This window comes from Kribbella sp. NPDC051952 (assembly GCF_040680855.1).
Lineage (GTDB): Bacteria > Actinomycetota > Actinomycetes > Propionibacteriales > Kribbellaceae > Kribbella.
Genome location: NZ_JBFAXQ010000001.1, coordinates 311,956 through 333,587, shown reverse-complemented (window position 1 = coordinate 333,587; position 21,632 = coordinate 311,956). Strand labels below are relative to the sequence as shown.

At 68.3% G+C, this 21,632-nt stretch carries 18 protein-coding genes; 13 read left to right on the top strand and 5 right to left on the bottom strand.

Going from position 1 to position 21,632, the window contains the following annotated elements; translation table 11 throughout:
- Nucleotides 1-99: 99 nt before the first annotated feature.
- Complete coding sequence (locus AB0L70_RS01545; RefSeq protein WP_363678752.1) at nt 100-1,038, bottom strand: EamA family transporter; 939 nt, start codon at nt 1,036-1,038, stop codon at nt 100-102.
- Nucleotides 1,039-1,203: 165 nt separating this feature from the next.
- Here AB0L70_RS01545 and AB0L70_RS01540 point away from each other — a divergent pair, with 165 nt between their 5' ends.
- From AB0L70_RS01540 to AB0L70_RS01520, 5 genes are all read left to right on the top strand, one after another.
- The gene (locus AB0L70_RS01540; protein WP_363678750.1) at nt 1,204-2,415 is read left to right on the top strand and encodes a phytase; all 1,212 of its coding nucleotides are present in this window, start codon (nt 1,204-1,206) and stop codon (nt 2,413-2,415) included.
- A 431-nt stretch (nt 2,416-2,846) separates the two neighbouring features.
- Nucleotides 2,847-3,914 (top strand): pyruvate dehydrogenase (acetyl-transferring) E1 component subunit alpha, encoded by a 1,068-nt coding sequence (gene pdhA, locus AB0L70_RS01535; protein WP_363679941.1) that lies wholly within the window; start codon nt 2,847-2,849, stop codon nt 3,912-3,914.
- Nucleotides 3,914-4,891, top strand: coding sequence for an alpha-ketoacid dehydrogenase subunit beta (locus AB0L70_RS01530; RefSeq protein WP_363678748.1), 978 nt, complete (start codon nt 3,914-3,916; stop codon nt 4,889-4,891). Before pdhA ends, AB0L70_RS01530 begins: the two co-directional genes overlap by 1 nt.
- Nucleotides 4,891-6,237 (top strand): dihydrolipoamide acetyltransferase family protein, encoded by a 1,347-nt coding sequence (locus tag AB0L70_RS01525; RefSeq protein WP_363678746.1) that lies wholly within the window; start codon nt 4,891-4,893, stop codon nt 6,235-6,237. The genes AB0L70_RS01530 and AB0L70_RS01525 overlap by 1 nt, the downstream gene beginning before the upstream one ends.
- Nucleotides 6,238-6,370: 133 nt before the next feature.
- Nucleotides 6,371-7,321 carry an NAD-dependent epimerase/dehydratase family protein gene (locus AB0L70_RS01520; RefSeq protein ID WP_363678744.1) on the top strand — a complete coding sequence of 317 codons (951 nt, stop codon included), beginning with the start codon at nt 6,371-6,373 and terminating at the stop codon, nt 7,319-7,321.
- A gap of 3 nt (nt 7,322-7,324) precedes the next feature.
- Here AB0L70_RS01520 and AB0L70_RS01515 read toward each other — a convergent pair whose 3' ends face one another.
- Entirely contained in the window at nt 7,325-8,038 is a 714-nt protein-coding gene (locus tag AB0L70_RS01515; RefSeq protein WP_363678742.1) for a DUF899 family protein, read from the bottom strand.
- On the opposite strand from AB0L70_RS01515, the gene AB0L70_RS01510 reads away from it, so the two are divergent.
- Both AB0L70_RS01510 and AB0L70_RS01505 read left to right on the top strand, forming a co-directional pair.
- Nucleotides 8,020-9,054 carry an RNA polymerase subunit sigma-70 gene (locus tag AB0L70_RS01510; protein ID WP_363678741.1) on the top strand — a complete coding sequence of 345 codons (1,035 nt, stop codon included), beginning with the start codon at nt 8,020-8,022 and terminating at the stop codon, nt 9,052-9,054. The genes AB0L70_RS01515 and AB0L70_RS01510 overlap by 19 nt on opposite strands.
- 66 nt (nt 9,055-9,120) lie before the next feature.
- Nucleotides 9,121-9,951 carry a DMT family transporter gene (locus tag AB0L70_RS01505; RefSeq protein WP_363678739.1) on the top strand — a complete coding sequence of 277 codons (831 nt, stop codon included), beginning with the start codon at nt 9,121-9,123 and terminating at the stop codon, nt 9,949-9,951.
- Nucleotides 9,952-10,008: 57 nt separating this feature from the next.
- Here AB0L70_RS01505 and AB0L70_RS01500 read toward each other — a convergent pair whose 3' ends face one another.
- Nucleotides 10,009-11,442 carry a S8 family serine peptidase gene (locus AB0L70_RS01500; protein WP_363678737.1) on the bottom strand — a complete coding sequence of 478 codons (1,434 nt, stop codon included), beginning with the start codon at nt 11,440-11,442 and terminating at the stop codon, nt 10,009-10,011.
- A 348-nt stretch (nt 11,443-11,790) separates the two neighbouring features.
- Between AB0L70_RS01500 and AB0L70_RS01495 the strand changes: the two genes are divergently transcribed.
- From AB0L70_RS01495 to AB0L70_RS01475, 5 genes are all read left to right on the top strand, one after another.
- Nucleotides 11,791-12,486: a GntR family transcriptional regulator gene (locus tag AB0L70_RS01495; protein WP_363678735.1), complete on the top strand. Its 696-nt coding sequence runs from the start codon at nt 11,791-11,793 to the stop codon at nt 12,484-12,486.
- Nucleotides 12,483-13,799, top strand: coding sequence for an MFS transporter (locus AB0L70_RS01490; RefSeq protein WP_363678733.1), 1,317 nt, complete (start codon nt 12,483-12,485; stop codon nt 13,797-13,799). The genes AB0L70_RS01495 and AB0L70_RS01490 overlap by 4 nt, the downstream gene beginning before the upstream one ends.
- Before the next feature lie 99 nt (nt 13,800-13,898).
- Nucleotides 13,899-14,888 carry an ATP-binding cassette domain-containing protein gene (locus AB0L70_RS01485; RefSeq protein ID WP_363678732.1) on the top strand — a complete coding sequence of 330 codons (990 nt, stop codon included), beginning with the start codon at nt 13,899-13,901 and terminating at the stop codon, nt 14,886-14,888.
- Entirely contained in the window at nt 14,885-15,700 is an 816-nt protein-coding gene (locus AB0L70_RS01480) for an ABC transporter permease (protein WP_363678730.1), read from the top strand. The genes AB0L70_RS01485 and AB0L70_RS01480 overlap by 4 nt, the downstream gene beginning before the upstream one ends.
- 68 nt (nt 15,701-15,768) lie before the next feature.
- A complete protein-coding gene (locus tag AB0L70_RS01475; protein WP_363678728.1) occupies nt 15,769-16,212 on the top strand; it encodes a VOC family protein in 444 nt (147 codons plus the stop codon).
- Here the strand turns inward: AB0L70_RS01475 and AB0L70_RS01470 are convergent.
- Nucleotides 16,209-17,558 carry a serine hydrolase domain-containing protein gene (locus AB0L70_RS01470; RefSeq protein ID WP_363678726.1) on the bottom strand — a complete coding sequence of 450 codons (1,350 nt, stop codon included), beginning with the start codon at nt 17,556-17,558 and terminating at the stop codon, nt 16,209-16,211. The genes AB0L70_RS01475 and AB0L70_RS01470 overlap by 4 nt on opposite strands.
- Before the next feature lie 103 nt (nt 17,559-17,661).
- Between AB0L70_RS01470 and AB0L70_RS01465 the strand changes: the two genes are divergently transcribed.
- Nucleotides 17,662-20,892: a BTAD domain-containing putative transcriptional regulator gene (locus AB0L70_RS01465; RefSeq protein WP_363678724.1), complete on the top strand. Its 3,231-nt coding sequence runs from the start codon at nt 17,662-17,664 to the stop codon at nt 20,890-20,892.
- Here AB0L70_RS01465 and AB0L70_RS01460 read toward each other — a convergent pair.
- Nucleotides 20,879-21,505 carry a TetR/AcrR family transcriptional regulator gene (locus AB0L70_RS01460; RefSeq protein WP_363678722.1) on the bottom strand — a complete coding sequence of 209 codons (627 nt, stop codon included), beginning with the start codon at nt 21,503-21,505 and terminating at the stop codon, nt 20,879-20,881. The two genes, AB0L70_RS01465 and AB0L70_RS01460, sit on opposite strands and share 14 nt — an antisense overlap.
- Between the last annotated feature and the right edge of the window lie 127 nt (nt 21,506-21,632).

Sequence of the window (21,632 nt, the reverse complement as noted above, 5' to 3'; positions counted from 1 at the left end):
GATTCGGTAGCAGTATCCGCGGCGCCGGGAGCAAGCCTCACTCCTCCCGGCGCCGCACTCTTTTGCCCGGCTCCTCGTCCCAGCGAGGGCCGGGCTTCTTCAGTTGCGCCGGCGTTCGGCCGTGACCACCAGGGCGACGCCGATGATGATCACCGCCCCGCCGAGAAGGATCTGCCAGGTGATGTGCTCGTCGAGGATCAGCCAGCCGAGCCCCACAGCCACCGCGGGGTTCACGTACGCGTAGGTTCCGATCAGCGAGATCGGCGCGTTCGCCAGCAGATACGAGTACGCCGAATACGCGAGCAGCGACCCGAAGACGACGAGATAGGCCAGCCCGACCCACCCGGATCCGTGGATCTGGTCGAAGTGCAGCCGGCCCGGCTCACCCCGCAGTACGCCGATCAGCACCATCGCCGTACCGCCGAAGAGCATCTCGTACAGCGCGGTCACCAGCGGATCACGCGGTAGGCCGAGCCGCGGCGCGAACCGCGATCCCGTCGCCCAGCAGATCGTGCCGACCACCAGGATCGCCACCGACAACGGCTTGGCGCTGGTGTTGCCGCCGGACAGTGCCAGCAACGCGGCCCCGCCGAACCCGATCAGTACGCCGACCCAGGTCAGCGCGCGTGGTCGCTCACCGCCGCCGACCCGCAGCAGCATCAGCCACAGCGGAATCGCGGCGACCAGCAAAGCCGCCAGACCGGACGGAACCGTCTGCTCCGCGATCGCCACCGCACCGTTACCAAAGGCAAGCAGCAGGAGCCCGACGGTGGCCGCGCCGATGGCCTCGCGGGCCGTGATCCGCAGCCGGCGCCAGCCCGACTTCAGGCTCAGCGCCGCGGCCAGCAGGATGCCCGCGGTCAGGAACCGCGTCGCCATCCCGAGCATCGGCGGGATCTCCGCGTCCACGACCACCCGGATCGCCAGGTACGTCGAACCCCAGACGATGTACACGACCACGAGCGCGGTCCAGATCATCGCGCCGGACGCCGGCCGGGCGCCGGTTTCGGGCACAGCGGCCGGAGCGGAAGCGGCCATCCGGGCCTCCTCGGGATGTCAGGGGTGTTCTGCAGGAACGATCATTACGCTAGGCGGGCGCGATCCGCCGCGCAAGCCGGTTTCCGGTCAGCAATCCGCTGTTTCCCGCCAGGCCATCAGCGCGGGGGAAGGTGCCTCAACGGCCGGATGGTGAGGAGAGGTTCGATGCGGATCACGGGTGTTCTGATTGCTGCGACAACAGCGGCACTGACCGTCACCTCGGGAGTTCACCCCGCGTATGCGGGCGGGCTGACGGAGGTGACCGCGGTCGCCGAGACTGCGCCCAACTGGGACGACGACGCCGGCGGCAACGCGAACGCCGACGATCCGGCGATCTGGGTCGATTCCAGGCACCCCGAGCGGAGCGTCGTACTCGGAACGCTCAAGAACGGCGGCCTCACGGTCTTCGACCTGACGGGGAAGCAGGTCCAGCGGTTCGCCACGCCGCCCGCGCCAGAGCCGGGTCAGGAGCCGGGCCGGTTCAACAACGTCGACATCGTCGACAATCTGGCGATCGTCACCGACCGCGGCCGCGACCAGCTCCGGATGTACGCCGTCAAGGCCGGACGACTCACCGACGTGACGAGTGCCAAGGCGCCGCTCGTGTTCAGCAAGGACACCGAGGAGGTCCAGGAGCAGCGGACCGCGTACGGCCTCGCGGCGACCAAGATCAACGGTCAGCCGGTCGTCGCGGTGACGCGGCGCAGCGAGACCCGGATCGGGTTCCTGCGGATCGTCCCGGCCGCGCACGGCAAGCTGACATACCAAACGGTATGGTCTGTGGATCTTCCGACCGGCTTCAAGCTCTCCGACGGCAGCACGTGGTCCCCGTGTGAGGAGCCCGGCGACCGGCCGCAGCTCGAGGGCATGGTCTTCGACCGCATCACCAACGACCTGTACGCCGCCCAGGAGGACGTCGGTATCTGGCGGATCCCGCAGCACGGGAAGCCGCAGCTGCTGGAGAAGGTCCGTGAGTTCGGTCAGCCGGCCGTCTACAACGAGGAGACCGAGGAGTGCGAGCCGTCCGGCCCGGTCAGCCCGGACGCCGGGAAGCACCTCAACGCCGATGCCGAGGGACTCACGATCGCGTACAACCACGGCGTACGGACGCTGTACGCATCCAGCCAGGGTGACTCGACGTTCGCGAGCTACCGGATGGACGGACGGCGACTGGTCTACCGGGCCGGCTTCGAGGTCGTGGACGGGCCGGCGGCGGACGGCGTACAGCACAGTGACGGTGCGGCGGTGACGACCCAGCCGCTCGGACCGCGGTTCCCGCACGGACTGTTCGCCGTACATGACGGTGAGAACACACCCGGTGACGGCGACCGCGAAGGCACCAACTTCAAGCTCGTCCGACTCGAGAAACTCCCCTGATCGAGACGAAGTTGTGACAGATGTCGCTTGGGTGGCAGATTTCTGTAATATGAGCGCGGAGATAGGACCAGTGGATGGACTGGTGTCTCACCTCAGGACCCGTTTCGGTACCCCCGTACGCGCATGAGTCCAGACAGTTAGCGGATCAGGCAACGTGCTGGGTACGGTGTCCGGCAAGATGGGAGTGAGACCAGTGAGGGGTCCACTGCCTGACAGTGCATCAACCCTGGATCCCACGCGGTCCTGCCTGCGAAGCCTCATCCGGCGCAACGGGCCGGGCCCGTGCAACGTTGCGGTCGCGGCGATCCCGCGCTCGAACCCGAGGAGTGCATGTGAGTGAGTCGGTACCCGGGACACCCCCGGAAGTGTTCGCGCCCGTCGAGGCGCCGGTCAGTCCACCGCAGGCCTCCGAGGAGGTCGAGTTCGTCCAGCTGCTGACGCCCGAAGGTGAGCGCGTCGAGCACCCGGACTACTCGTTCGGTCTCGACGACGAGGCGATCAAGAACTTCTACCGGGACATGACCCTGGTCCGCCGGATCGACACCGAGGCGACCGCCCTGCAGCGCCAGGGTGAGCTCGGTCTCTGGGCGTCGCTGCTCGGCCAGGAGGCGGCGCAGATCGGCTCCGGCCGCGCGCTGAACACCAAGGACATGGTCTTCCCGACCTACCGCGAGCACGGCGTCGCCTGGTGCCAGGGCGTCGACCCGCTCCGCCTGCTCGGCCTGTTCCGCGGCGTCGACCAGGGCGGCTGGGACCCCAAGGACAACAACTTCCACCTCTACACGATCGTGATCGGCGCCCAGACGCTGCACGCGACCGGGTACGCGATGGGTCAGCAGCGCGACCACGCCATCGGCGACGCCGAGGACGGCGAGGCGACGATCGCCTACTTCGGCGACGGCGCCAGCAGCCAGGGCGACGTGAACGAGGCCTTCATCTGGGCCTCGGTCTTCAACGCCCCGGTCGTGTTCTTCTGCCAGAACAACCAGTGGGCCATCTCCGAGCCGATCGACCGGCAGACCCGGATCCCGCTGTACCAGCGCGCGGCCGGCTTCGGTTTCCCCGGTGTCCGCGTCGACGGCAACGACGTCCTCGCGACGTACGCCGTCACCCAGCAGGCGATGAAGCGGGCCCGGGAGGGCAGCGGTCCGACCCTGATCGAGGCCTACACCTACCGGATGGGCGCTCACACCACCTCCGACGACCCGACGAAGTACCGGCTCAACGAGGACCTCGAGCACTGGAAGCTGAAGGACCCGATCGAGCGTGTGCACGCGTACCTGACCCGGCACGCGGGTGTCGACCACGACTTCTTCGACGAGGTCGAGGCGGAGGCCGACAAGATCGCCGCCGAGCTCCGGGCCGGCTGCCTGTCGATGCCCGACCCGAAGATGAGCGACTTCTTCGACCACGTGTACGTCGAGCAGACGGCAGAGCTGGCCGAACAGAAGGAACAGTTCGTCGCGTACGCCGCGTCCTTCGAAGGCGAGGCCAACTGATGACGAAGATCACCCTCGGCAAGGGCATCAACATGGGGTTGCGGGCGGCGATGGAGGCCGACCCGAAGGTCGTCGTGATGGGCGAGGACATCGGCAAGCTCGGTGGCGTCTTCCGGGTGACCGAAGGACTGCAGAAGGACTTCGGCGAGGACCGGGTGATCGACACTCCGCTGGCGGAGTCCGGCATCATCGGGACCGCGGTCGGCCTGGCGCTGCGCGGGTACCGGCCGGTCTGTGAGATCCAGTTCGACGGTTTCGTGTTCCCGGCGTACGACCAGATCATCAGCCAGGTCGCGAAGATGCACTACCGATCGATGGGCAAGATCCGGATGCCGGTCGTGATCCGGATCCCGTTCGGCGGTGGCATCGGCGCGGTCGAGCACCACTCGGAGTCGCCGGAGACGCTGTTCGCGCATGTCGCCGGCCTCAAGGTGGTCGTGTGCGGTGACCCGGTGGACGCGTACTGGATGATCCAGCAGGCGATCGCGTCCGACGACCCGGTGATCTTCTTCGAGCCGAAGCGGCGCTACCACGAGAAGGCGGAGCTGGACGAGTCCGTGCCGGCGGCGCTGCCGCTGCACCAGGCGAAGGTGGTCCGCGAGGGCACCGACGCGACGCTGTTCTGCTACGGCCCGATGGTGAAGACCTGCCTGCAGGCGGCCGAGGCCGCGGTCGAGGACGGCCGTCAGCTCGAGGTCGTCGACCTGCGGACGATCTCGCCGCTCGACCTGCAGGCGATCTACGCGTCGGTCAAGAAGACCCGGCGGGCAGTCGTCGTGCACGAAGCGCCGTACTCGCTCGGCCCGGGTGCAGAGATCGCGGCGCGGGTGAGTGAGGAGTGCTTCTACCACCTGGAGGCGCCGGTGCTGCGGGTCGGCGGTTACGACACCCCCTATCCGCCGTCGCGGATGGAGGAGGAGTACCTGCCAGACCTGGACCGCGTGCTCGACGCGGTCGACCGGGTGATGGGGTACTGATGGGCATCCAGCAGTTCCGGCTCCCGGACGTGGGTGAGGGCCTGGTCGAGGCCGAGATCGTCAGCTGGAAGGTCAAGCCGGGCGACACGGTCAAGCTCAACGACACCGTCGTCGAGATCGAGACCGCCAAGTCCCTGGTCGAACTCCCCGTCCCGTTCGCCGGCACCATCACCGAGCTACTCGTTCCTGAGGGCGAGACCGTTCCGGTCGGTACGCCGATCATCGCGGTGCAGACCGACTCCGCCGACGCGGCCGCCGAGGACATGGTCCCGACGATCCCCGACGAGGAGGACAAGACGGGCGGTCGTACGGCGGTCCTGGTCGGCTACGGTCCGCGAACCACGGAAGCCAAGCGCCGCGCCCGCAAGACTCCCGCAACCTCCGCCGGTTCTACCCCGGCCCCGGTTGCGGTTGCCGCGCCCGTACCTGCGCCTCAGCCTGAGCCGGTTGTTGCCAAGAGCAATGAGTCGGTCGGATCCGTTCATGTACTGGCGAAACCGCCGGTGCGGAAGCTGGCCAAGGATCTGGGTATCGACCTCGCCACGGTGACGGCGAGCGGGCCGGGTGGGATCATCACCCGGGCCGACGTCGAGAGATACTCGACGGTCGCGGCTCCGGCTTATGAGCCTGCGCCGGTCGTCAGTGGGCGTGAAGACACTCGCGTACCGGTCAAGGGTGTGCAGAAGGTGATGGCGCAGGCGATGGTGGCCAGCGCGTTCACGGCACCGCACGTGACCGAGTGGATCACCGTCGATGTCAGCGCCACGATGGAGCTGGTCGACCGGCTCAAGGCGGACAAGGCGTTCCGGGAGCTCCGGGTCTCGCCGTTGCTGATCGTCGCGAAGGCGGTCACGCTGGCAGCTCGTCGTACGCCGATCATCAACGCGGCGTGGGACGAGCCGGCGCAGGAGATCGTCTACAAGGGCGCGGTCAACCTCGGCATCGCCGCGGCCACCCCGCGCGGGCTGATCGTCCCGAACATCAAGAACGCGGACGCGCTCACCCTGCCCGAGCTGTGCGGGGCCTTGAACGACCTCGTCGCCACGGCCCGTGAGGGCAAGACCCAACCGGCGGACCAGGCCGGCGGTTCGTTCACGATCACCAACGTCGGCGTCTTCGGCGTCGACGCCGGTACGCCGATCATCAACCCGGGCGAGGCCGCAATCCTCGCCTTCGGCGCGGTCCGCAAGCAGCCGTGGGTGGTGGACGACGAGATCGTCCCGCGCTGGATCACCACGCTCGCGTTGTCCTTCGACCACCGCCTGATCGACGGCGAGAAGGGCTCCACCTTCCTCGCCGACGTAGCCGGCATCCTCGAGGACCCAGCCCGAGCACTGATGTTCTAGAGGTACTCGACGAGGGGGCCCGGGCAGTCGCCCGGGCCCCTCGTCGACTTCAAGCGCTTGAGGTGTGTGAGCGTGGCGTCATGACGGTTTTCACGATCAAGAAGGTCGTGACAGACGGACTGGGGGTGCTCCGGTGAGTCCGGTGCTGGTGACCGGCGGGTCCGGATACGTGGCGACCCACCTGATCGCGCGGCTCCTGCGTGACGGTCAGGAGGTTCGTACGACGGTGCGCTCGACGGCACGCGCCGCCGCGGTCCGCGCCGCCGTACGTCGTGGTGGTGCCGACGACAGCCGCTTGGAGATCGTCGAGGCGGACCTGATGGAGGACGACGGCTGGCCGGCCGCTGTGGACGGCTGCGCGGAGGTCCATCACACCGCGTCGCCGATCCCGGTTGCACAGCCGAAGGATCCCGACGAGCTGATCGTCCCGGCGCGGGACGGGACGGTGCGGGTGCTCCGGGCCGCATGTGCAGCCGGTGCGCGGCGCGTCGTACTGACGTCGTCGTTCGCCGCTGTCGGGTACCCGCCGAAGTCCGGGGCCGTGTACACCGAGGACGACTGGACGGACCCGGATACGCCGGGTCTCGAACCGTATCCACGCTCGAAGGCGATCGCCGAAAGGGCTGCCTGGGACCTGATGCGCGGCGCCGGCACCGAGCTGGTCGTGACCAATCCGACCGGCATCTTCGGGCCTGTCCTCACCACCGATCTGCGGTCGTCGGCGCACCTGATCAAGATGATGCTCGACGGGACGACACAGGTGCTGCCGCGGGCCCGCTTCAGGGTGGTCGACGTCCGCGACGTCGCCGACCTGCACGTCCGCGCGATGGCCGCGCCCGAAGCGGCCGGGCAGCGCTTTCTTGCGGTCAGCAACGATCCGCAGACCAGCTTCCTCGAGATCGCCGCGCTCCTGCACCGCCGGCTGGGCGTCCCGACTCCCACCGAGGAGGCGCCGGGGCCAGAGCGGTCCGGATCTGTCATCCGCAACGACCGCGCCCGCGGAGTCCTCGGCTGGAAACCGCGACCGGCCGAAACCACCATCCTCGAGACAGCTGAGAGCCTGCGGGAGCTGGGGCTGGTGTAAGGCTCAGTGACAGCATGTCGCTGCAGGCCTGGTCCATTGTGGGACGGGACGGCCGTCCTTCCTCCACCAGGTGTGGGTCCGATCCTGCGGCCAGCCTGCCGGTGAGTCCTCCCAGATCTCCTGGCGACCGTAGACGGTCAGGTCGAGCAGGTGGGCCTGCAGCATGGTGACTTCGACGCCGCGGCCGACCGTCTCGTTGGTCAGGAAGACCCGGTCGCCGATGCGCAGGTAGCAGGCGATGTAACCCGGTTCGTCGATCAGCCCGGCTCCGACGCCGCGGTCCTCGACGCCGAGCATCGAGTACCACGGCAACGTGTAGCCCATGAACTCGCGGAACGGCGCGATCTCGTCCCACGGCCCGTCGCAGAAGACCGCGAACGAGACGCCGCGGTGGTTCAGGTAGCTGGCGTCGTGTACGTCGAAGATGCTTGCCGTGCACCCCTCGCACTGGCCTTCGATCCCCGCGCCGGTGTGCCACATGTGCTTGTACGCGATGAGTTGGTCGCGGCCGTCGAACACGTCGAGGAACGCGACTGGTCCGTTCGGGCCGACCAGTTTCGCCGTCCCGTCGACCTCGGTCATCGGCAGCCGGCGCCTGGCCGCGGCGATCGCATCGCCCTCCCGGGTATGGGCCTTCTCCCGGACCAGGAGGTCCCGGCGTTCACGACTCCAGGTCTCGCGGTCGACGATCTGCGGGGTTGCCGGTACTACGGTCACGGGGTTCTCCTCGTCGTACGGGATGGTGTTATGAATATCGACGAGCGGCCGGGCGGATCGTCATCGCACTTTCTTGCCGACGGCCCTGGTACGGCGGAGGAGGTGGACCGATCGCGGACGAGGAGTGGTTTCAGGACGCGTTCGAGGAGCACCGGCGCGCGCTCCATGCGCACTGCTACCGACTCGCCGGGAACGTCGCCGACGCGGACGACCTGGTGCAGGAGACCTTCCTGCGCGGTTGGCGCTCCCGGACGCAGTACGCCGGCCGGGCGTCGATCCGGACCTGGCTCTATCGGATCGCCACCAACGTGTACCTCGACCAGCGCAAGGCTGCGGCACGGCGGACCGTGCCGGTTGGCGATCCGATGGAATGGTCCACCGAGATCGGCCCATATCCCGACGCGCTGTTGGGCCAGGATCCGCCGTCAGACCTGGTGGCCCGGGAGACCGTCGAACTCGCGCTGATCGCCGCGCTGATGTACCTGCCGCCACGCCAGCGGGCAGCGTTCGTACTGCGTGATGTCTCCGGCTGGACTCCGGCCGAGATCGCCGACGCGCTCGAACTCGCCGTACCCGCGGTGAACAGCCTGATCCAGCGGGCTCGGAAGACGCTGCGGCACTACGCGCCCGGTGACTCCCGGCACTGGCGCCGGCCGGTGCTGACGGCCGAGGACGAGGAAGTCCTGCGTCGCTACGCCGCAGCCGTCGATCCTGCAAGCTTCAAGGAGTTGCTGGCCGAGGACGTGCGCATCACCATGCCGCCGGACCCAGCCATCTGCGGGATAGAGGCAGCGGCCGAGTTCCTGGGCCGGGCGATGGACTGGCGCACGTTCCCGTCCGCGGCGAACGGGCGACCTGCCCTGATCTGCTATCTCCGACGACCCGGCAGCGATTGGTACGACGCAACGGTGGTCGACGTACTCACGATCGAGAACGGCTTCATCGTGGAGAGCAACGCCTTCGTCGGGGCGCATCACATTCTTGCGTTCGGCCTGCCGGCGAGTATCGAGGCCTGAGCGGGCCCGCGTCTGCTTGCCGAAAATCACATCGGCGGATGCCGGCTCCGGTGAGAGGGTGTAACGGTGCTGGTGATCGGAGTGGTGCTGGGGGCCGCGGTTCTGCACGCGACCTGGAATGCGATGGCGCATGGGGCACCGGACCGGGTCGCCGGGCTGGCGTTGTTCGAGTTGGCGGCCGGGGTCATCGGGCTGGTCGGGGTCCTGGTGATGGGGTTGCCGCCGGCAAGCACCTGGGGATTCGTCATCGCGTCGGCGCTGCTGCACCTGGCGTATCTGGCTGGGTTGCTGGCGTCGTACCAGCTCGGTCAGTTCAGCCAGGTGTATCCGCTGGCCCGCGGTACGTCGCCGTGGGTGGTTGCCGTGGTGTCGATCGTCGTACTGCATCAGAAGTTGGCCGTGATCGAACTGCTCGGGGTGTTGTTGATCTCAGCCGGTTTGATCGGGCTGGTGTTCATCGGACGACCGGGACGCGGGCAGGCGCCGGCGCTCTTGGCTGCGTTCGGCACCGGGCTGATGATCGCCGCCTACACGGTCGTCGACGGGGTGGCGGTCCACAAGATGCCGGTGGCAACCTACATGGGCTGGGTCTTCATGCTCCAGGGCTTTGCTTTCCCCCTGGCCGTGATCTGGTGGCGCGGCCCCCGCGTCTTCAACCTGCCCCGCGGTGCTGTCCTGTCCGGCCTGGCCGGCGGCGTCGTCTCCATGGCCGCCTACGGCCTGGTCCTCTGGGCCCAAACCCGAGGCACCCTCGCCGCCGTCGCCGCCCTCCGCGAAACCAGCATCATCTTCGGCGCCGTCATCGGCACCCTCTTCTTCGGCGAACGCTTCGGCCCCAAACGAGCCCTGGCCGCCTCCGTAGTAGTAGCCGGCATCATCCTGATAACCACCGGCTGAGCATTCGCGGAGGGGATGAGTGGGGGTCCCGGGCGGGTGACCCCCACTCGGAATGGGTTAGTGGTGTACGGCGTCGAGGGCGTCGGCTATGCCTTCGCCGAAGAAGGCGTTGTCGGCGGTGGTGCCGGTGCAGCGGGCGTCGGGGGTGACCGGGCAGGCGGTGTCGTCGGCTTCCTTGCGGAGTTCGGACTCCAGCTGCCGCGGGCCCCACCAGGGGTGGACGGACTTCATCAGGGCGGCGATGCCGGTGACGTGCGGGGACGCCATCGACGTACCGCTCATCAGGCCGTAGCCGCCGCCGGGGAGCGTGGACAGGATCGAGCTACCAGGTGCGGCGACGTCGATCTTCTTCAGGCCGAAGTTCGAGAAGCTGCTCTTGACGCGCGCCTGCGTGGTGCTGGCCACGGTGATCACACCGGGGAGCTCGGTCGGCATGTCCAGGCAGCCGTTGTTGATCGTCCGGGGGACCGGGGTGGTGTCGTTCGGGCTGCCGTTGTCGGTGGTCTTGTTGGCCAGGTCGTAGTTCGAGTTCCCGGCCGCCGCGACGGACAGTACGCCGCGACCCGTCGCGTACGCGTAGGCACGCCGTACCGCTTCCTGCACCGCGCCCTGGTCCCCGTTGTCCTTGCACCAGAACTCGAACGGGTCGATGAAGTAGCTGTGATTGGTGACGTCCATGTGGTGCTCGGCGGCCCAGACGATGCCGCAGATCGAGTACTCCGGGTAGATGAACCCGTCGTCGTTGACCACCTTCACCGACGCGATCCGCACACCCGGTGCGACCCCGACGATGCCCACGCCGTTCCGGGCCGCGGCGACGGTGCCGGCGACGTGCGTACCGTGCGAGCTGGTCGTCGGCCGCCACGCGCCGGGCGTCGTGTTCGGTACGCCGTTGTTCACACAGTTGACCGAGTCCCGGGCGTCGAAGTTCGGCGCGAGGTCAGGGTGAGTATCGTCCACTCCGCTGTCGTTGATGCCGACCAGCACCCGCCGGGAGCCGTCGGTCTTCGCGTGAGCCTGGTCCGCCTTGATCTGGACCATGTCCCACTGCTCGCTCTCACGGGGGTCCAGGACCGGGGTGGCCTCCGTCTCGTCGACCGAGTTCGCACCCGCGGTGGTCGCCGAGCTCGGCGCTTCCTTCACCGCGGCCGTGCGCGTGGCGCCGACGGACTGCACCTCGCGCCCGTTGTGGCCCTTGCGGACATCGGTGCGGAAGTCCGCGTTGGTTGACTGCGCGACCACGACCCCGAGCTGCCGGTACGACGAGAGCACCGTGCCGCCGGCCGCCTTCACAGCCTGCTCGACCTTCCGGACATGCCCGGCGGACGCCTTGGTGTTGACCACGTAGTTCATCAACGGACCAGGCGTAGCCGCGGTCGCGGAGTCAGAGATCGGTACGGCGTGAGCGGTGGCGGCGCCGAGTGTCGTCAGAGTCAGCGCGACGGCGGCGAGACCGGCACTCAATCGGCGGGGACGAGAAGTGGGGGACACGCTGCCTCCTCGGGACAGGGGCCAGGGCGGACGGGCCCGGGCTCGATACCCCGAGACTCTAGGACGGATTCCGGACCCGCGGAGTTCTTCCTCCACAACGCACGGGAAACCCTGCACTTGTCACTACCGAGAGTCCATCCGTTCACGCACAGTTGCCCACATGCTGTGGATCGGCCTGTGGATAACTCGTGGACAAGCTGGGGAATACCCGGCCCGGGCGGTGGATTAGGTTGTGTGTAAGATAGATACAACAAAGATACGAGTCGTATGGGTGGGTGTTCAGTGACAGGCGGGTGGCCGGAGAACGAGCCGGCGAGGGTGGTACCAGAGCAAGTTCAGGCAGCAGCGATGGAGTTGGGCGACGAGACCGCGGAGATCGCGCGGGTGGTCGTCGAGGCGGCGCCAGGGGTGGAGAAGATCCCCGCGGCGGAGCGCGTCTACGCGTATGTGAAGGCCGCGATCCTGGACCGGACGTACCCGGGCGGCGAGCTGCTGACCGAGGGCGAGCTGGCCGCCGCGGTCGGAGTGTCACGCACTCCGGTGCGCGAGGCGCTGCTGCGGTTGGAGGAGTCCGGCCTGGTCAAGCTGTACCCGAAGAAGGGCGTGCTGATCCTGCCGGTGCTGCCGCAGGAGATCGACGACGTCCTCGAGGCGCGCGAGCTGATCGAGACGCACGCTGCCGCCAAGGTGTGGCCGCGACGCAAGCAGCTGATCGAGTCCCTGACCGATCGCGTCGACGAGATGCGCGCGTACCGCAAGAGCGGTGACACCAAGAGCTTCCTGGAGTCCGACCGCGCGTTCCACGAGGCGATCGTCGGTGCTGCAGGCAACGAAATCCTGTCCCGGCTCTACAACAGCCTGCGCGACCGCCAGGTCCGGATGGGTGTGCCCGGCATCGAGATGCAGCCGGTCCGGATGGACAAGTCGATCACCGCGCACCAGGAGATGATCGAGGCGCTCGGCGGCAACAGCGTGAAGCGGTTCCGCGAGCTCGTGATCGCCCACATCGACACCGCCGCGGCGGACCTGCGGAGCACTCGGTGACCGAACTCCTCTTCCCCCTCGGCGGACGTCGCGCCTGGGCGGTGTGGGCCACTGCTGTCTTCACCTACCTGGTGACCGTGCTGCACCGCGGTTCCATGAGCGTTGCCGGCCTACAGGCCGCGGAACGCTTCCACATCTCCGCATCCGCGCTGGCCAGCTTCACCGTGGTCCAGTTGACCGTGTACGCCGCTATGCAGGTGCCGGTCGGCATCCTGCTCGATCGGTACGGTTCCAAGCGGCTACTGGTCGCCGCGTCCGGTCTGCTCTTCGTAGCGCAGTCCGCGTTCAGCCTGGTCGACTCTTACCCAGCTGCGCTTGCAGCACGCGCCGTACTGGGTGTGGGCGACGCACTGGTGTTCATCAGCGTGCTGCGGGTGGTCATGTCCTGGTTCCCCGCGTTGCGGCAGCCGGTGATGTCCCAAGCGACCGGAATGCTCGGTGGTATCGGTGCGATCATCTCGACCGTCCCGATGGCCGCTGCCTTCCATGCGTTCGGCTGGACGAGCACCTTCGCCGGTGCGAGCGTACTGAGCCTGCTGACGGGTCTCGCCGTACTGTTCCTGATCAAGGACAGCCCGTACGACGAACCGCTCCGCCGGACCAAGCAGTCACTCACTGAGGTCCGGAACAACCTGCGGCGGGCGTGGAAAGAGCCGGGGACCCGGCTGGGACTGTGGACGCACTTCACCACCAGCTTCTCCGGTAGCACCTTCGGACTGCTCTGGGGCTACCCGTTCCTCGTCCAGGGGCAGGGTGTCGCTCCGACGACCGCTGCGGCGATGCTGATCCTCCCGGTGCTGGCAGGGCTCTGTTACGGCCCGCTGGTCGGGCGGTACGCGGCTCGCTTCCCGTTCTACCGGTCCTGGATCGTGCTGGCCGTGATCGCGGGCTCGGTGCTGATGTGGACCGTCGTACTGCTGTGGCCGGGTCAGGCGCCGATGCCGGTGCTCCTGCTGCTGATCGTCGTACAGGCAGCTGGTGGGCCGGGCTCGATGCTCGGACTGGACTACGCGCGGACCTTCAACCCGTCGACCAGGTTCGGCGCGGCCAACGGGATGGTCAACACCGGTGGGTTCATCGCGACGCTGCTCTGCATCGGCATGGTCGGCATCCTGCTCGACACCTCGTCGGGTGGGGCACCGCAGACGATCGACGACTTCAAGTTCGCACTGGCCTTCCAGTACGTGCTCTGGGCGATCGGCACCCGGCAGATCCTCAAGTACCGCCGCAAGGCCCGCGGTCACCTGGCCCGTTACAACCCCGAGGCGTACCAGGCCCTGATCTCCAACGAGATCGTGCCGCTGAAAGGCTGATACCAGCGGGCTGATACGGGCTGACAGCCGCCTGACAGGGCGGTGCCAGTACGGCGTTGCACGGTATTCCCAGTGAAGTGAGTCCACTGGGAGGAACCGATGACCACAACGAACCAGGTCGCCATCGAGGCAACCGGCTTGGTCAAGAAATATGGCAACACCACCGCCCTGGCCGGCGTCGACCTGAGTGTGCCGACCGGCACGGTCCTCGGCGTCCTCGGGCCGAACGGCGCCGGCAAGACGACGGCGGTCCGCATCCTCGCCACCCTGCTCCGGCCGGACGCCGGCCAGGCGATGGTCGGCGGGTACGACGTCGTCCGGCAGGCCGGTAAGGTCCGCGAGATCGTCGGGCTGACCGGGCAGTACGCCTCGGTCGACGAGGACATGTCCGGCCGCCGGAACCTGATCATGATCGGCCGGCTGCTCGGCCACTCGCGGGAGCAGTCCCGGGCCCGTGCGGCCGAACTGCTCGAGCGGTTCGAGCTGACCGACGCCGGTGACCGGATCGCGAAGACGTACTCCGGCGGTATGCGCCGGCGCCTCGACCTGGCCGCCAGCCTGGTCGGCCACCCGAGCATCCTGTACCTGGACGAGCCCACCACCGGTCTGGACCCGCACGCCCGCAACGGCGTCTGGGAGACGATCCGCAACCTGGTGCTCGACGGGACCACGGTGCTCCTCACCACGCAGTACCTCGAGGAGGCTGACGCACTGGCCGACTCGATCATGGTGTTCGACAAGGGCGCGGTGGTCGCCTCCGGGCGGCCGGCCGAACTCAAGGCCCAGGCCGGCAAGCAGTCGCTGGACGTCCGCCCGGCCGAGCCCGCGCACATCGAACGCGTCGCCGCGATCGTCGCCGAGTCGACCGGCACCCGGCCGACCGTCGACGTGGTGAACACGCTGGTCAGCGTGCCGGTGGCGGACGGTTCGTCGATGCCGGTCGTCGTACGGCGGCTGGACGAAGCCGGGATCGCGGTCACCGAGCTGGCCCTGCGGCTGCCCAGCCTCGACGAGGTCTTCCTCGCGCTGACCGGGCACACCGCCGAAGAGAAGAAGCAGGACGCAATCCTGGAAGGAGCGGGTCGATGACCACCGCAACACTTGAGACACCGGCCCACGTGGCCCGCCGTACGCGGCCGTTCGCCTGGGCACAGCAGAGCCTCACGCTGGCCTGGCGCAACATCGTCCGGATCCGGCAGAACCCGGAAGCCCTGGCGGACGTGACGTTCCAGCCGATCATCTTCCTGGTGCTCTTCCTGTTCGTCTTCGGCGGCGCGATCGCCAACGGCGGCACCTGGCACGACTACCTGCCGTTCCTGTTGCCCGGCCTACTCGTGCAGACCGTCGTGTTCTCCACGATGGGCACCGGAGTGGCGCTGAACGACGACTTCGCGAAGGGTGTGTTCGACCGGTTTCGGAGCCTGCCGATCGCCCGGATCGCGCCACTGATCGGGGCCGTTCTCGGTGACGCGGTGCGGTACACGCTGTCGATCGTGATCCTGATGACGACCGGGTTCGTGCTCGGGTTCCGGTTCCAGAACGGGGTCGGGAACGGCCTGCTGGCGTTGGTGATCGTGCTGCTGTTCGCGCTGTCGATGTGCTGGATCTGGGTCTGGCTCGGGCTGACGCTGAAGACCGCGCAGGGTGTCCAGGGCGTCGCCTTCCTGGTGATGTTCCCGCTCACCTTCGGCAGCAACGTGTTCGTCCAGACGAGCACACTGCCGGGCTTCCTGCAGGCATTCGTCAACGTGAACCCGGTCAAGTATCTGGTCGACACGATGCGGGCGCTGATGCTGGGCGGCGATCTGCAGAAGCCGCTGCTGATCACGCTCGCGTGGATGGTCGGTCTGATCGCGGTCTTCGCCCCACTGGCGATCCGCGCCTACCGCCGCCGTACCTGAGAAACAGCAAGGGGGCCGGGGAAACCCGGCCCCCTTTTTTGTCCGTGCTGTCCGTCAAAGTGGACGGTATGACGACCAAGTGGACGATGACGATCGACTGCGCGGACCCGGGGTTGGTGGCGCGTTTCTGGTGTACGGCGCTCGGCTACGTCGAGTCGGATCCGCCGAAGGGCTGGGACAGCTGGGACGAGTTCCTCACTGCCCAGAACGTCCCCGAGGCGGAGTGGAACGACGGCGCCGCGATCTCCGACCCCAACGGCGTACTCCCCGCCCTCTCCTTCCTCAAGGTCCCCGAGCCCCGCACGGCGAAGAACCGCCTCCACCTGGATCTCCAGGTCAGCGGCGGCCGCGCCGAACCCCAACCCCTCCGCGAGCAACGCATCCGAGCGGTCGCCGACCGCCTGACCGCGGCCGGCGCCACGATCGTCCACGAAGTCCCCGTAGACAACACCACCACCCTCGACCACCTCTGGATGGCCGACCCCGAAGGCAACGACTTCTGCGTGGTCTAGCCCTGGAGGTCGGCGAAGCCGAGGGGTTGGCGGGTGCAGAGGTAGGTTGCCCAGTGCAACTTTTCGGGGGTGCCGTCGGGGGTGCGGGTGATGCGGAGGAGTTCGCCGCGTTCGCGGCCGGAGACGGTGCGGTAGAGGTCTTCGGAGATGCGTTCGAAGACGGCCGGGGCGAGGTGTTCGGCGGCGGCCGGGGCCTTGGCCTGGAGTACGCCGTTCTTGACCGAGAAGTCGAACGGGTGACCCTCGGAGAACCAGGTGCCGAGGACGCCTTCCAGCTCAGGAGGTACGGCGGTGCCCGGGACCCAGGCGTCGACCGGCAGCGGGTCTTCCTCGAGGACCTTGATGAGCAGGTCGGTGGCCAGCGCGCTCGGTGAGGGCGACGAGGTCGCGCCGAACGCCGCGATCCCCGCGGTGCCGGACTCGCGGTGTACGAACGTCGACGTGATGTGACCCGGCATCCCGCCGTCGTGACCCACGAAGACGCGATCGCCGCGGCGGAACAGCATGAACCCGAGTCCGAAGGCGAGCTGCCACCGGTCCACGTCGGCCATGATCTGGACCTGGCACATCTCCTCGATGGTGTCCTTCGACAGCACCTCGTCGACCGGGTTCGCCACGAACATGGCCCACTTCGCCAGGTCTTCCGCCGTACTCGCAAGCCCTCCGCAGGCGGCCGTGGCGCCGAGGTCCAGCAGCGGCTCCCGCACCGGTACGTCGGAGAACGGCGGCACGTAGTACCCGGTCAGTGCGGGACCGCCGTCCATCCCGACCGTGGTCCGGCGCATCTCCAGCGGGTCCAGGATCCGGGCCTTGATCGCGTCGTACCAGGACCGGCCGTCGAGTCGCGCGACGATCTCACCGAGCAAGGCGTAGACCAGGTTCGAGTAGTGGAACCGGTCGTGCGACCTGCCGACCCGCTCGGCCTCGTTCCAGCCCGCCACCAGCTCGGCGCGGTCCGGGAACTTCAGCTGCTCCCAGATGTCGCCGACCGGCTCGCGCTGCATCCCGCTCGCGTGGCTGAGCATCTGCCGCACGGTGATGCCCTCGTGCTTGCTCTCCGGGATCAGCTTCTCGATCGTGTCGTCGAGGCTGAGCTTGCCCTCGTCGCGCAATGCCATCACCGCGACCGCGGTCAGCGTCTTGCTCTGCGACGCGATCAGGAACTGCGAGTCGGCCGTCGGCGGTACGCCGGGCTGGTCGAGATCCGCGGATCCGATCCCGGTCGACCAGGCCAGCGCCCCGGCGCGGGCCACCCCGGCCACCACCCCGGGCACCCGGCCCTTGGACTGACGATCGGCAACGAGACGGGTGAGGGCGGTCTGCGTCGAGGCAGCGATATCGGTCACGAAGTCCGACCTTAAGCCTCGGATCGGGGCATTGGGGAGACAAGTGACAAAAGGCAGGGGGATTGTGGGAGTGATGTGCGAGGCTGGTGGAGTGCGCATAGCGGTGCTTGGGCCTCTCGCGATGTGGGCGGCCGACGGGACTCCGCTGGACGTCCGGGGAGTCCGGCTGCGCGGATTGCTCGCACGTCTCGCGTTGAGTGCCGGCCGTCCGGTGAGCGTCGAGACTCTGGTCGACGGTCTCTGGGGCAGCGAGGCCCCGAGTGCGAACGCTCTGCAGTCACTCGTGTCCCGGCTGCGCGGAGGCCTTCCGGCGACCGAGTCGAGCATCTCGGTCCAGTCCGGCCCGGCCGGCTACACCCTGACCATCGGCCCGGACTGCGTCGACGCCCTCCAGTTCGAGGAGCTCGTACGGCGTGGTCGCGGCCTGCTCGCATCCGACCCGGCGCAGGCCCACACACTCCTCACCCAGGCCGACCGCCTTTGGCGCGGTGAGGCCCTCACCGACCTGCGCGACCTCCCGTTCGCGGCCGTCGAAGCCGACCGCCTCGCCGAACTCAGGCTCGCCGCGGCGGAAGACCTGGCCGAAGCCGCCGTCATCTGCGGCCACGCCCGTGAGGTCGTCGCGGACCTGGAAGGCCTGGCCGTCGCCCACCCACTCCGCGAACGTCTCCACGAACTCCTGATCAGAGCCCTGTACGCCGACGGTCGGCAGGCGGAGGCATTGGCGGCGTACGAACGTGTCCGGACCACTCTCGCCGACGAGCTCGGCGCGGATCCGGGCACCCGGCTGCGCGACCTGCATGTGGCCGTACTTCGCGGCGACACCGTCGACCCGCAGGCGACCGCGACCCCGGCGCCGGTCGCCAAGGCGGCCCCGCGCAGCAACCTCAGAGCCCCGATGACCAGCTTCGTCGGACGACGCGACGACGTCGCCGAGCTGACCAGACTGCTGAGCGACGGCACCCGCCTGGTGACGATGGTCGGCCCGGGTGGTGCCGGCAAGACCAGACTGGCGACGGAGACCGGCCGGACTCTCGTGGACCAGAGTGGCGACGGCATCTGGTTCGTCGAGCTCGCCCCACTCGGCGACGCCGCCGATGTCGCGCCCGCGGTGCTGTCCGCGCTGGGCGCGAGTGAGTACGTCGACCTGCCGCCGACGACGTTCACCAAGCCCTTCCCGACCAGCCGCGCCGCGACCGAACGACTGGTCGAGGTGATCGGCGATCGCCGGATCCTGCTCGTCCTCGACAACTGCGAGCACCTGGTCCAGGAGGTCGCCGGTCTCGTCGACTCGCTGCTCGCCAACTGCCCGCGGTTGCGCGTGCTGGCGACGAGTCGAGAGCCTCTGAGCATTCCCGGTGAGCACCTGCATCCGGTCGGGCCGCTGGGCATGCCACCCGAGGACAGCGTCGACGACGAGTACCCGGCGATCCAGCTGTTCGTCGACCGCGCTCGCGCGGTTCGGCCGGACTTTCACCTGATCGACGCCAACCGCGAGGCCGTCGGTGAGATCTGCCGTCGGCTGGACGGGATGCCGCTGGCGATCGAGCTGGCCGCCGCCCGGTTGCGGGCGCTCACTCCACCGCAGATCGTCGACCGGCTGACGGATCGATTCCGCTTGCTGACCAGCGGTTCCCGGACCGCGCTGCCCCGGCACCAGACCCTGCGCGCAGTCGTGGAGTGGAGTTGGGAGCTGCTCGATCCGGAGGAGCAGGCTGTCGCTCGGCGCCTCTCGCTGTTCTCCGGCGGCGCCACCCTGGACGCGGCCGAGCAGGTCTGCAGTGACGACAACCTCCCGGCCGAGGCGGTTCTCGGCGTACTGGCGTCGCTTGTCGACAAATCGCTCGTCGAAGCCGCGGCCGACGACCGCTCGGTGCGGTACCGGATGCTCGAGACAGTCCGTGCGTACGCCGCTGAGCAGTTGAAGGCCTCGGGTGAGCGCGACCAGTTCCGGGACGCGCATACGGCGTACTTCAGCGAGCTGCTGCAGCAGGCGGCGCAGCGGCTGCGGACCGGCGAACAGATCCAGTGGATCGCGCGGCTGAAGGCCGACAACGAGAACCTGCTGGACGCACTTCGGGCCGCGATCGACACGGGTTCGGCCTGGACCGCGGTTCAGCTGGTCGCCTTGCTCGGCGAGTTCTGGAACATGAGCGGCCGCCCGGCCGAGGCGGTCAGCTGGATGCGGGCCGCACTCGCCGTACCAGGCCCGAGCGCACCGCTGGACCGGGCGTCGGTGGAGATGCTGCACGCGCTGGGCACGCTGAACAGTGGCGAGGATGCCGAGGAGATCATGCCGCGGGCGATCCGCGGCCTGGCCCGGGTCCGCTACCTGTGCCGGCGGCACACAGAGGTCGACGAGTCGTTCATCGGCTACTTCACCAACGCGATCTGGGCGATGATCCGCCGCGACCGCGCCGGCGCGTACGACTCACTGCAGTCCGCGCGCGAGAGTGCCGATCCGTGGACCCGGAGCATGGCCATCCTGATGACCGCGATGTTCCACGAGAACGACGGTGAGGTCGAACAGATGGCGGCCGACCTGGAGGTCGCGATCGACGGGTTCCGGGTGCTCGGCGAGCGGTGGGGACTGTCGCTGGCACTGCGCGGACTGGCCAGCTACCAAGGAAGCCAGGGCGATCACCAGGCGGCGCTGGCCTCCCACGAGGAAGCGATCCGGTTGATCCAGGAGCTCGGCACCAATGAGGGCCTTGGGCAACTTCTCGGCGGGAGCGCGATCAGCCGGCTCGAGCTGGGTGATATCGAGGGCGCGCAGGCGGACCTCGACGAGGCGCTGCGCCTGTCCGAGCAGACCGGGTCGCGGGACGGCCAGGGATTCGTCTTCATGGCGAAGTCGCGGATCGCTCGGCGGCAGGGCCGCCTGGATGAGGCGAAGGACCTCGCCGAGCGCGCACAGGCCGCGCTGAACCACCCGGCCGAGCGGATGGCGCCGCATGCCCGGGCGATGAGTACGGCCCAACTGAGCCGCGTGCATGCCGCCATGAATGATCTCGAGACGGCCCAGAGCCTGAACCGGCACGCGCTGGACCTCGCCCTCGGCTCGGACGACATGCCGCTGATCTCGAGCATCGTCGAGACCACCGCGGACGTCGACCTTGTGGCCGGGGAGACCGAGCAGTCCGCGCGGATGCTCGGCCTGGCCGCGACGCTGCGGGGTATGCGGACGTTCCCGGATGCCGACGTACGCAGCACCTACGACCAGCTGCATGATGCCTTGGGCAACGAAGCGTTCGATGCTGCGTACGAAGCCGGCGCCGCGATGACCCGTGGGGACGCGGTCGCCGAGCTTCGTAAACGCGTCAGCTCGTCATGAGCTGGACCGCCAACTCCCGCAGGGACTTCTGCACCTTCTGCTCGGGTGGCCGAGGATCGGCCAGCATCCAGTCGTAGACCACGGTGTTGACCGCGCCGAAGAACGCCAACCCCAGAAAGCGGAAATCCTTCTTTTTGATCTCGCCCCGCTCGACCGCGGTGTCGCCGAGATCGCGGACCTTGCCGATCAGCAGTTCCCGGAACGCGATTCGTTGCTCCTCCACCGCAGGGCTCGTGCCGACCACCTCGACGAAGGAGATCCGGGCCCGGCGGAGGTCGGCCATGATCGTGCGCAGGTACGAGTCGACGGCGGCGGCGATCCGTTCCCGCACCGGCCGGTCGGCGGTCCGTTCGAGCGCGTCACCGGTGGTCCGGACCGCCAATTCGATCACTTGCGAATGTACTGCGAGAAGCACAGCCTCCTTGTTCTGGAACTCGTGGTAGAAGTGCCGGGTAGACACTTTCGCCTGTGTACACAGGCGTTCCACGGAGGTCGCCGGATAGCCTTCGGTCCCGAACAACTCCAGCGCGGCGGCGAGCAGTCGCTCCCGGCGCGCAGCCTTCCACTCCTCGACGGACCGCCCGGAATAACGGCGTACGGAGGGTTCCCTCATCACACCTCTTGTCGCTACCCCGTGCCAGATGCCGGACATCCTATCCACCCCCCGGTGCCTCCGTAACCGGGTCGGCCGGGCGGACTGGCAACGTTCTTACATCAGTCCGCCCGGCCGGGTGGTCAGC